The organism is Pseudoalteromonas sp. 3D05, assembly GCF_002723455.1.
Lineage (GTDB): Bacteria > Pseudomonadota > Gammaproteobacteria > Enterobacterales > Alteromonadaceae > Pseudoalteromonas.
On record NZ_PDUS01000003.1, the window covers coordinates 309130 to 320359 of the forward strand.

Below are 11230 nucleotides of genomic sequence, written 5' to 3' on the forward strand. Positions count from 1 at the left end.
GCTTTAAAAATGGCCGCAAAGTATACCCGAATAAATGCTCAAGCGGTATTAACGATTTCGTAAATGCTCAATGAGCTGCCCAGTAAAACCTATTTATTACTCTCAAGATATTGAATAAGCTCACTTTCAGGCATCGGCTTAGCATACATAAAACCTTGCACTTCATTACAGCCCAACTGCTTCAAAAAATCAGCTTGGGCTTGTGTTTCAACTCCCTCAGCAATCGTTTTTAAGCCTAACTGAGCACCCAGAGCTATCACAAGCGAGGCAATCGCTCCATTGTCGTCATCTGGAATATCTTTAATAAAATCACGATCTATCTTTAAGCGATTAACGGGAAGCTTTTGTAAGTAACTCAGCGATGAAAAGCCAGTGCCAAAGTCATCAATTGCCACATCAATACCAAAAGCTTTAAGGTTTTGTAGTGTTTCAATCACAATATCAAGTTCATCCATCACCACACTTTCTGTCACTTCTAACTCGATGTATGCTGGATTAACTTGATACTTCAATAAAGTATTTTTAACCAATTCGGCGTAATTTTTTACTTTAAACTGTGGAACAGATACATTCACAGCAATTCGCACCTTAAAACCTAGCGCCTCTAAGCGTTTATGTTGCTCACATGCTTGCTCCAATACCCATTGCCCGATATCTATAATTAACCCAGCATCTTCAGCGAGAGGAATAAATATAGCAGGAGAAATAAAGTTGCCCTGCCCTGAAGGCCAACGGAGTAATGCCTCACAACCAATCAATTCAAGGTTATCTAAGTCAAGTTGAGGCTGATACCAAACCGCTAACTTTGAGCGTTCAAAGTCTTGGCGTAACTGACGAATAATACCCAATCGCCACGCCATTTTCTCTTCCATGTCTGGTGTATAATAAACGGCTGAATTACGTTTATCTTTTTTGGCCTGATTTAATGCAATGTATGCGAGTTTTAACGTTTGTATGCCGGTTTTTTGAAAATCTTTTTGTTCACAAAGCCCGGCTTTAAATTCAATCGGCAATAGGTGCTCTGCAACGAGAAAAGGTAAGGTTAAATTATCAAATAGCTCAGTCTCATCAAACTCATTTTGGGCAATCAAAAAACCAAAAACATCTGCACCAATACGAGACAGTAATTGAGCCGTTGGGTACTCTTGTTGAAGACGTTCGACAATAGCTATAAGTAAATGGTTACCAACCTCTTGGCCTAATCCGTTATTGATATCTGAAAAGTGAGCCACATCAATTAATACAAAAACATGCGCGTTGTTATTAACCCTGTGATATTTTTCTACTTGCTCAATAAAATGCGTTCTATTTGAAAGCCCAGTTAAGGTATCTTTAAATGCAGCATCTCTGAGGCGGTTAAATAACCGAACGTTATCAAGCCCAACACTCACATTTGTTAAAAAAATCTCAGCAAATTGGAGCTGTTCAATATTAGGCTTTGATGCGTATTCCAAAAAAATGGCTGCTTGACGATTTTTACTCTTTAAAAGAAATGTCCCATCGTGATCTGTGTATTGATGCTCTAACTGTTCAAAGCATTTTTGTACTTGCAGAATCACTCTACCATTATCTAATTGCTCAACGCCTTGACCAAAAAAATCGCTGTACTCTTGGCAGCCTCCTAATACTTGAATACGGTTCGTATCATCTAGCGAACCACACACAATACCTTGCGCCTCGCAATCAAGGATGACTGATAACTGCTTAATAACCGCCATAGTAAATGCTTTTATGTCAGTAAAGCCTAAAATAGCTTTAGACGCTGAAAGAATATTATTCAGCGCTTGTCCTTGATACTCTAATTTACAAATTTGTTCGTAAGAGCGGATGGCAGTCACTAAAGAGGTCACCAGTTTACTGCGAGTTAGTTCTGTTTTGGTTTTGTAATCATTAATATCGTATTCGCGTATGACTTGCTCTTCTGGGGCATAACCGGGTTGCCCGGTTCGTAAAATGATACGCACTGAATGGTTTTGAAGCGTTTCTCTAATGTGCTTAACGGCATTTAAACCCGCATCATCAGACTCCATTACAACATCTAATAATATAACCGAAATATTGGGTGTATTACTCAACACCTCGATAGCTTCAGCTGCTGAATATGCATGATGAAAACGCAGTATCCGTCCCCAAAACTCAACGCCTGAAAGAGCTAGCTTAGTCACTGAATGAATTTCAGGATCATCATCAACTATTAATACATCCCAAAACCCCGTAGAGGCGCTTTGCGAAGAGGCTTCTTCCTCATGATCAAAAAACAAAAAGTCACTGTGCTTAGACGACATTATAAATCCTTCAGTTTAAATACAGTGTGCAACAGCTATTTTAAATTTAAATGATGTCTTATTTAATATAGATGAATGACACATTACGTATTATAGTCAATGAATAACACCTTGTTGTACTTGAAATCAAATTATATTTTAAGGATTAAGCATTAAGATCATACAAACGTTAATTCAACTGATATTTATTCTCTGTTTAACCCTATTAGTCATTGGGTTATTACTGCCTCAGCAGTATAAGGTTACTCAAAAGCTAGATATCAAAGCGAATAAAGAATTGATAATGCCATATATTACTGACCTTTCAAACTGGCGGACTTGGTCTCCTTGGGAGAAGCTTGATCCCAGTATTCAATTTGAGATTGCAAAGCCAAGCTCAGGCGTCGGCGCACATCAATTTTGGCAAAGTAAATGGGGCACGGGTGAAATGACAATCACCAGCATTACTGACTCTTCCATTAATTTTAATATTCTTTTTAATAATGAGCATATTGTTAGTGGGTCTTTCACTTTTACTCAAGCGCAAGCACATACAATTGTCTCGTGTAAGTTGATTGGTGAAGTCACTACGCCAATTCTAGGGGGATATCTTGCACTTTTTAGCCAATATATTTTAAACAATACTGTCGCACTTGGACTTAATAACTTAAGCACAACAGTGCAACTGAAAATCAAGGACGATAAGAATTAATATGACTGTCAAAGCTTCACAAGCAAAAATTAACTTAGCCAATATCATTGAATCTAAGCTAGGCTATGCCATCGTTAAGAGTAGCGCTCCTCGCGCCTCAGTGCAAAATGAGAGCTATGATGCGCAAGGCCGCTCACCTGTTCCCTTTAGGATTAACAGCGAAGACTCTGTATTTACGCGCGCTCAAAATAGGCAGCAGCGCTTACTGATAAACCAGCAACAAAATATTGAAGCAATTATGGCAATGGCCGTTAACTTTTGCCCAGATGTAACAAGTAATGGTCAACCTGATAGTGACTGGGTAGAGCGCTTTATTGCACTATGTGAAGACACCTCAAATGAGTCAATGCAAAAATTATGGGCTAAAATACTCGCCGGAGAAACGGTTGCACCAGGGACTTTTTCAATCAAAAGCTTGCAAACTCTTAAGCAAATGACACAAAGAGAAGCTGATGCATTGCAAAAATGTACCGCGCTTTGTGGTTACAACGAAAAGGACGACAGTCATTTAATTTTACTCGGCTTTTATAAAAAACCATCTATATTTGATCTCTTACGCAAAGGGAATAAAGTGTCGCTTAATTTAGGTAGAGCGGGGATCAGCTTTCCGGATATATTGACCTTAATGGATATTGGCCTTATATACCGCAAAGAAATAGAGTCTGGGGTACTTAAAGCAGGCCAAGAACTGAACTTAACTTTTTTAAACCAAAAAGCAATGCTGAAACCAAAAAGCAACGATCTAGTTTTAAGCTATTATAAATTTACCCAAACTGGCGATGAATTAAGAAAGCTAATAAATATGCCTGTAAGTAAAGGCTATAAACAATTATTAAGCAGTGCGTTAGATGAGGAGTTTGATGTAACGTGGCACACACTTAAAAAGTAGTGCCACGCAAAATAATGCTTAGAAGTGGACTTGAATGCCAGCAAATGGGCCTGAGGCATCAATGTCTGTGTATAGATCATCAATATCATCAAGCTCTAAAGTCATTTGGCGGTAACCTGCTTTAATCGCTACATCTACTGCTAAGTTATCAATTAACTCCCAAGCAATACCAGCTTGATAGTCTTGTACTTTGCTATCATCAATAGCTAATAGACTGCCCTCAAAGAAGACACTTAAACCTGTAAGCGGTAAGCCTACTTCAGCACGTCCGTAAGCAAGTGGAACAAAGCCTGAAAAATCAATGTTCTCACTTTTTGTTTCACCATTATCAGTGCCTGTTACAGTAATGTCACCATCAAACTGCTTTGCATTCAGACCTAAATCAATTGATACAAGGTCGTTATCAAAAATTTCGTAGTACAGAATATAGTCAACGTGTGACAAATCACTTACCGTTGTTGCTGTCGTGTTTGTTGTAAAAGTTGAGCCGCCAAACTCAAAAGTACCATTCAACGTGGTTGAACCATTTAGTTCTAACTCTGTGTACTTTAGTTTAACATTTGGTACCAACGGCACTGGGTGCTCTAATGCTGCGTAATAACTGATGAATGTTTCATCTTCAAAATTAAAATCTTGCATGTTACCACTATCAGCAAAGCTACCAGAGTTATCTGATTGCCACCCATCTGCCCCAATATACAGACCTAATAAAGTGTCAGCCTGAGCTGCTGGTGCTAAACATGCCATAGAAAGGGCAGCTGCTAAACAATACTTTTTCATTTTTTATCCTTGCGCTAAAAGTTCGCTAAGTTCAATTAGAGCCGCGTTGGCCCTAGATATATAATTTGCCATTACCAATGAGTGATTTGCCACTAAGCCAAAACCATTACCATTTAAAATCACCGGACTCCAAACAGTTTCTTGAGTTGCTTCTAACTCACGAATAATTTGTTGTAAGCTAACGCGTGCATTTTTCTTTTCCAACACATCAGCAAAATCATATTCTACAGCTTGCAAAAAGTGCAATAAAGCCCAAGTTGCACCTCGCGACTCATAGAAAACGTCATCAATTTCCCACCAAGAGGTTTTTACTTGATTTTGTAATGGGGTATATGTTGCTTGATGTGCTTCTTTATCGCCCGCTAAATCAGTGTTTAGACGCTCTTGACCCACACTAGCGCTCAATCGTTGACTTAAGCTACCAAGGCGTTTTTCAGCTTCTTTTAACCAGCCACGAAGATTATCTGCACGAGCGTAAAACTGACTCTGACGATTACCTTGGTCTGCAATTTGCGAACGGTAAAGGATTAAAAAGTCGATTCCTTTTTGATACTCACTTTCAGCACTTGGCCACGCCCATGCTTCAGAACTGATGTTAAATTGCGGTTGTGCTTTTTTTAAAGATTCATGTTCGGTAGATTGAGATTGTGAGCGACTAAAATCTTTACGCATCGATAGTGCAAGATCACGGGACATCTCTAAAGCCCCGAACTCCCAAGCTGGCATATTATCCATAAGCACACTTGGCGGCATCATATCATTTGATAAGTAACCACCTGACTTATTCAATAATGTACTTGTCACATTAATTAACGATGACGTTGTCGCATAACCAGTAACGAGTTTCTCACCTCGCTCTTGTGCTTGCTGCTTTGCATAGGTAACGACATTGACGCGTTCAGGTTCAACACTCCAATACACCGCTAATGCATAAAACAAGATAAATATTAGTACCAAGGCACCAATAATTTTCCCTTTATGTTGTGACATTAAGCCTCCTAATGATGCTTGTGATTGTTATCAGATTGCGACGTTTGTTCAACTTGGCTTTCTAAAGATACCACTTTAGCTTGAGTAAACACTCGGTTTCCGTCATTAAAATATAGCGTGAGTTTTAATTCTTGCCCGACTTTTAACGGTTCAATTGGCTCAAAAGCCATTAAATGGTATCCACCTGGCTTAAAGTCAATTTGTTGATGTGCTTTTATCACTAATGAATCAACTTGCTGCATTTTCATTACGCCATCAACATGAGTATGTTCATGAACTTCTACACGTCCTAAACTTTCTATACTTGCTTTAGTAAGTTGAATCGACTTTTCACCGTGGTTCGCAATACTTAAATAAGCCACTGTCGATTCACTAGCTGGTAAGAAAGCCCTTATTTGTGCATGGTTAACAATAATCTGGCTGTCTGTGTCATGATGATGCTCTGAATGAGCGTGGGCACACACTGAATATAAACTCATGCCAATAATAGCCGATAACACTACTGGGAATAATGGTTTAAAAGTCATTTCGTTCCTTGTTAATAAATCATTCTTTAGACTAAATTTAGCATATTTGCGAAAAAATAGTCAGTAATATTAGTGATTCAACACCATATTACGCCACTCTATTGCGCGGCTTTTTTATTATCAGCTATAAGCCAACATAAACACACAATTAATATTAACGGCCATGCTATAACTACTGATCCAAATAACAAAGCCAAGATCACACCAATAAAAACTATGATCCCAGCACCAAGCAAACCCGCACTAAGTAAAGCAATCGCAGCGATAGCTACAATAATGGCTACAAGTACACCAAATAATTCAATACCAACCCAGCTCAAATCTGCAATAATTAAAGGAAGCTGCCATGAATCAAACTGCACTATTTCAAATGGGCTCCACGTTATAATTACGATTAATAATAAGCACACTGCAATAAATTTCATGGCACTCTCCCGCTACACTTCATTATCTAAACAAAAATGCGCGGCAAGGTAACCGCCACCTATAAACAATGGAAACTGTATTAAAAGTAAGATAGTCACTAAGCGCGTTGCCCATATAGGAAAATCAAAACGACGAGCAAAGCCACTACAGACACCTGAAATCTTTTTATTTAATGGATCTTTTTTCCAACGTGTTTGGTTATTGTATGTATTCATTTTTATTTACTCCTATGCACTTTGTTTTAGGCTAGCTTTAAGCGCTGCAAGCTCTTTATCGAGCGCCTCATCTTTAACTAGTGCGTCGATTTGCTCTGCTGTGCTATTAGCTGATTTGGTAATATCGTATGCTTCAACTTGAGATTCAATTGACTCAACACGACGCTCAATCACGTCAAAACGAGATAGTGCATCTGCAATTTTGTTACTATTAAGTTGGTGATTCACTCGCTCCCTTGCAGCAACTACAGTGTGTTTCTTTTGAAAGCTAGCAAGCTTTGCTTTTGCTTCAGTTAACTTATTTTGCAATCGCTGGGCATCTTCTTGTAACGTCGCCAGAGAATCAGCTAGCTTAGTAAGTTCAGGCTCTATCGCCGCCAACTCAATAGACACATTTTGTTTCTCTTTTAATGCGGCAGATGCTAAATCATCACGGCCTTTCTCGACGGCGATTTCAGCCTTAGTTTGCCAATCAGCAATGCGAGCTTGTTTATTTTTTTGCTCCCGCTTTAATGTCTTTTCCTCGCATAAAAGAGCGGCGGCTGTTGAACGACATTCATCCAGCGTTTCTTGCATTTGCTGCACAAGTAGAGCAAGTAGTTTTTCTGGATCTTCGGCTTTATCTAATACCGATACTAAATTTGATTGAATAAGATCTGTTACGCGGTTTACTAAGCCCATGATTTTCTCCTGTTGAATATGGGTGATTACCACTAAGAGATTCCAAGACTTGTGCCAAGTTAAATAAAAATGAATTTATATGATTAATTTCAATTAGTTAATCTTGATATTGAAAACAAGAAAGATGACTAGAGAATGAATGGAAAAGTTAAATTAACTAAAAAATGAATGTTTTGACTAACTTTTAGGATCAAAAAAAACCGCTAAAAAGCGGCTTTATTCGTATTCAATAAAAAACTACTCAGGAACAAAGCTGAGTGCTTTATCCATTACTGATAAATCTGCCTGCTTTCCATGTCCATTTTCAGATAAATGACGACGGAACCCCCTCGCGCCTGGCTGACCTTGAAAAATGCCCAGCATATGGCGTGCAATATGCCAAAAATTTGCACCTTGCTGCATCTCTAACTCAATATAATCATACATTGAGCGTACTACGTCATGGCGAGATAAAGTGAAGGGTTGCTCATTATAAATGGCTTCATCAACTTCGCTAAGAATAAACGGGTTACTATACGCTTCACGGCCGATCATTATACCGTCAACATACTCAAGGTGTGTTTGACTATCAGCAATTGTTTTTACGCCACCATTTAAGCTTAGATGTAACTGAGGATAATCTTTTTTAAGTTGGTAAACACGTGGGTAATCAAGAGGAGGAACCTCTCGGTTTTCTTTAGGGCTTAAGCCTTTTAACCATGCTTTACGAGCGTGAATAATAAAATCATCGCAGCCAACCTTATAGCTTGCTTCAATCAACTCACATAAAAACTCATATGAATCTTGTTCATCTATACCTATGCGCGTTTTAACCGTTACAGGTATATCCACCTCGTCCTTCATGGCAGCAACACACTCGGCGACCAGTTGCGGTTCGCCCATTAAACACGCACCAAACCGCCCGTTTTGAACACGGTCAGACGGACAGCCAACATTCAGATTAACTTCATCATAACCACGTTCAGCTGCCAACTTAGCGCATTTAGCAAGCGCTTGGGGGTCAGAGCCTCCCAATTGTAAAGCAACCGGATTTTCATGCTGATTAAAATGAAGGTAATCACCACGACCAAACAAAATTGCGCCCGTAGTAACCATTTCGGTATAAAGAACACTCTGTTTAGTCATTTTACGATGAAAAGTACGACAGTGACGATCTGTCCAATCAAGCATGGGGGCAACAGAAAAGCGTCTATTCAAAGTAAAATCCTCAGGTTGCATTACAAGTAATAAAGGCGCTACATTTTACACAAATAGTATTAGCGCTTCAATGATAAGCCGGTTGTAAATAAGAGGAGTTAGCTGTCATTATTTATCGGCATTCTCTTACGAGATTTCGTAGTTTACAACCGTTAGCTCAACTATTATGAACTCAAGCTCTTCTAAAACTTCAAATCTAAGTAAAATTTTCCGTAGTCCAGACAGAAATACTAAGACCAAAATAATGAGCTATACCGTCAAGAATATTATTTACGGCTACAGAAGACAAAATAAGCCCCATTATACGGCTAATAATACTCGCACCACTATCGCCAATTAATTTATGCACCTGGGTCGCGAGTAAAAGTAAAATTAAAACGACAACTAAAACGGCTAACATCATGGATGAAGTAATCGCTTGTTCTACCCATGTATATTCATTGTTTCTTGTCATCAAAACAGCACCAAGCATCGCACCGGGACTGGCAATTGAGGGGATTGCGAGTGGAAAGATAGCAGTTTCAGTGCTGTCTCTTACACTTTTAATCTCTTCTTCAGGCTTACTTTCACCAAATATCATTGATAAAGCAAATAACATAAGTACTATCCCGCCAGCAATTTGAAATGCTGAGAGTGGAATATCGATTGCGTTTAATAACGCCTCCCCTGCTACCACAAAGAAAAGGAGTACCGCTGCAGAAACTGCAACAGCCTTGTAAATGACTTTGCGCTTGAACTTTTCACTATCTCCACGCGTTACCGCAATAAAAACAGGAACAGTGCCAATAGGATCGATAACGGCAAAAAAGAATATGAAAATCGCTAATAATTCATTCATTGCTAAACTTCCTAGATTAAAACCGTCTAATAAAAACGCTGCAAGTACAATACAATATGTTAGTATATCACGGTAGCGTAAGGATAAGAGAAGATGAATATAGAATCACTCGTTAGTAAAGCAAAGCATGTGTGCGACAACCGTGGGGCTCGATTTACCCCAATCCGTGAAAAAGTATTTCGCCTTCTCGCAAGTGCACAAGGCGGTGTTGGCGCATATGATTTACTTGAACAGCTAAAACTAACTGAATCAGGTGCAAAACCAGCAACAATTTACCGCGCATTAGACTTTTTGTCTGAATTAGGTTTTATACATAAAATTGAAAGTACTAATGCTTTTATGCTGTGTCATCATTTTGATCACATACACCCAGTACAACTTTTAATTTGTGATAGTTGTGGGTTTGTAAAAGAATTGCACTCGACCCTCATATCGCACGAACTAAATAGCTTAGCGGCTGAAAGTGGCTTTATCGTTTCGGGTCAAACAATTGAAGCGCATGGACAATGTGCGTCGTGTAAAGAATAATAAAGTGCAGAGCTAAAATAAAGCACTACACTTTAAAGTATATAAACGCAGTTTAACTGCCAAACTTAAGGGACAAGTAACAATGAATGTAGAGTTTATCAATCCTTTTCTAGCTTCCTTATTAAATGTGTTAAGCACAATGGCGCAAACAGAATTAAAGCCAGGAAAACCTAGAATCAAAAAAGATGAAATTGCCTGTGGTGATGTTTCAGGATTGATAGGTATGGTAGGCCCTCAGACCAAAGGTTCTTTTTCTATCACCTTTGATAAAAGTTTAGCGCTTACAATTATGGAACGCATGCTTGGCGAAAGACCTGATTCTGTTAACGAAGAAGTAACTGATATGGTTGGTGAAATAACCAATATGGTAACAGGTGGCGCAAAGAACTTGCTCGGTGAGAAAGGCTATGACTTTGATATGGCAACACCTATTGTTGTATCTGGCGAAGGCCATACAATTACCCATAAAAGCGAAGGGGCAAAAATTTTAATCCCTTTCACTTCAGATTCAGGCAATGCAAATATTGAAGTCAGCTTTGATAAGCTATGAGCTGGCTGCAAAAAACGATTAATTTAAAACCTCGCTCGCGAGGTTTTCATATTATTGATAACGAGATTACTTCACAACTTCCCGAGTTAGCGAATTATAAAATTGGCTTACTTCACTTGTTTATACAACACACCTCTGCAAGTCTAACAATCAACGAAAATGCCGATCCAACCGTTCGTATGGATATGGAAAGTCATTTCAATAAATTTGTACCTCAGTGCCAGCCTTATTACCGTCATGACTATGAAGGTGATGACGACATGCCTGCGCATATTAAAAGCAGCACATTAGGCTGTGAACTCTCAATCCCAATTAGTGATGGCCGTTTACAACTCGGCACATGGCAAGGTATTTACTTAGGTGAGCACAGAGACCATGGTGGCAGCCGACGTATTGTAGCAACCTTGCAAGGTCAAGTTTGAGCTTAATGCGAATACCTACAGCGGTAAAGAGCCACATAACAAATGCTTCGCTCTCATACTCTGTCGTGTTCTTTAATTAGTGGGTTTCGTGATACTCAAACCACACTGCGGTGTATAGGTTGACGCTGTGCTACTCGGTAACTTTCGTACAGACGTAAAAAAGCCCGGCTCTTTCGAGTCGGGCTTTCTTGTATTTGGCGCCATGGTGCGC

14 protein-coding genes are annotated in these 11230 nt (G+C 39.1%); 5 read left to right on the forward strand and 9 right to left on the reverse strand.

Features of this window, described 5'->3' with window-relative positions; translation table 11 throughout:
* Nucleotides 1-89: 89 nt before the first annotated feature.
* Nucleotides 90-2285, reverse strand: coding sequence for an EAL domain-containing protein (locus tag CSC79_RS05490; RefSeq protein WP_099294820.1), 2196 nt, complete (start codon nt 2283-2285; stop codon nt 90-92).
* A 283-nt stretch (nt 2286-2568) separates the two neighbouring features.
* Between CSC79_RS05490 and CSC79_RS05495 the strand changes: the two genes are divergently transcribed.
* The gene (locus tag CSC79_RS05495; RefSeq protein ID WP_237113962.1) at nt 2569-2976 is read left to right on the forward strand and encodes an SRPBCC family protein; all 408 of its coding nucleotides are present in this window, start codon (nt 2569-2571) and stop codon (nt 2974-2976) included.
* A 1-nt stretch (nt 2977) separates the two neighbouring features.
* Nucleotides 2978-3865, forward strand: a complete 888-nt coding sequence (locus CSC79_RS05500; protein ID WP_099294822.1) for a TIGR03899 family protein — start codon at nt 2978-2980, stop codon at nt 3863-3865.
* Between the two features lie 18 nt (nt 3866-3883).
* Here CSC79_RS05500 and CSC79_RS05505 read toward each other — a convergent pair whose 3' ends face one another.
* From CSC79_RS05505 to CSC79_RS05540, 8 genes are all read right to left on the reverse strand, one after another.
* A complete protein-coding gene (locus CSC79_RS05505; RefSeq protein WP_099294823.1) occupies nt 3884-4645 on the reverse strand; it encodes a TIGR04219 family outer membrane beta-barrel protein in 762 nt (253 codons plus the stop codon).
* A 3-nt stretch (nt 4646-4648) separates the two neighbouring features.
* Nucleotides 4649-5635 carry a DUF2333 family protein gene (locus tag CSC79_RS05510; protein WP_099294824.1) on the reverse strand — a complete coding sequence of 329 codons (987 nt, stop codon included), beginning with the start codon at nt 5633-5635 and terminating at the stop codon, nt 4649-4651.
* A gap of 8 nt (nt 5636-5643) precedes the next feature.
* Entirely contained in the window at nt 5644-6162 is a 519-nt protein-coding gene (locus CSC79_RS05515) for a copper chaperone PCu(A)C (RefSeq protein ID WP_099294825.1), read from the reverse strand.
* A gap of 98 nt (nt 6163-6260) precedes the next feature.
* Nucleotides 6261-6587 (reverse strand): hypothetical protein, encoded by a 327-nt coding sequence (locus CSC79_RS05520; protein WP_099294826.1) that lies wholly within the window; start codon nt 6585-6587, stop codon nt 6261-6263.
* Between the two features lie 12 nt (nt 6588-6599).
* Nucleotides 6600-6803: a PspC domain-containing protein gene (locus CSC79_RS05525; RefSeq protein WP_099294827.1), complete on the reverse strand. Its 204-nt coding sequence runs from the start codon at nt 6801-6803 to the stop codon at nt 6600-6602.
* A gap of 12 nt (nt 6804-6815) precedes the next feature.
* Nucleotides 6816-7484, reverse strand: coding sequence for a PspA/IM30 family protein (locus CSC79_RS05530; RefSeq protein WP_099294828.1), 669 nt, complete (start codon nt 7482-7484; stop codon nt 6816-6818).
* Between the two features lie 237 nt (nt 7485-7721).
* Complete coding sequence (dusA, locus tag CSC79_RS05535) at nt 7722-8702, reverse strand: tRNA dihydrouridine(20/20a) synthase DusA (protein WP_099294829.1); 981 nt, start codon at nt 8700-8702, stop codon at nt 7722-7724.
* A gap of 175 nt (nt 8703-8877) precedes the next feature.
* Nucleotides 8878-9519 (reverse strand): MarC family protein, encoded by a 642-nt coding sequence (locus CSC79_RS05540; protein WP_099294830.1) that lies wholly within the window; start codon nt 9517-9519, stop codon nt 8878-8880.
* Nucleotides 9520-9612: 93 nt separating this feature from the next.
* On the opposite strand from CSC79_RS05540, the gene CSC79_RS05545 reads away from it, so the two are divergent.
* The 3 genes from CSC79_RS05545 to CSC79_RS05555 all read left to right on the forward strand — a co-directional run bounded on the left by CSC79_RS05545 (nt 9613) and on the right by CSC79_RS05555 (nt 11019).
* Nucleotides 9613-10047 (forward strand): transcriptional repressor, encoded by a 435-nt coding sequence (locus tag CSC79_RS05545; RefSeq protein WP_058561910.1) that lies wholly within the window; start codon nt 9613-9615, stop codon nt 10045-10047.
* Between the two features lie 82 nt (nt 10048-10129).
* Nucleotides 10130-10597: a chemotaxis protein CheX gene (locus CSC79_RS05550; RefSeq protein WP_058561911.1), complete on the forward strand. Its 468-nt coding sequence runs from the start codon at nt 10130-10132 to the stop codon at nt 10595-10597.
* Nucleotides 10594-11019 (forward strand): secondary thiamine-phosphate synthase enzyme YjbQ, encoded by a 426-nt coding sequence (locus tag CSC79_RS05555; RefSeq protein ID WP_099294831.1) that lies wholly within the window; start codon nt 10594-10596, stop codon nt 11017-11019. The genes CSC79_RS05550 and CSC79_RS05555 overlap by 4 nt, the downstream gene beginning before the upstream one ends.
* The last annotated feature ends 211 nt before the right edge of the window (nt 11020-11230 follow it).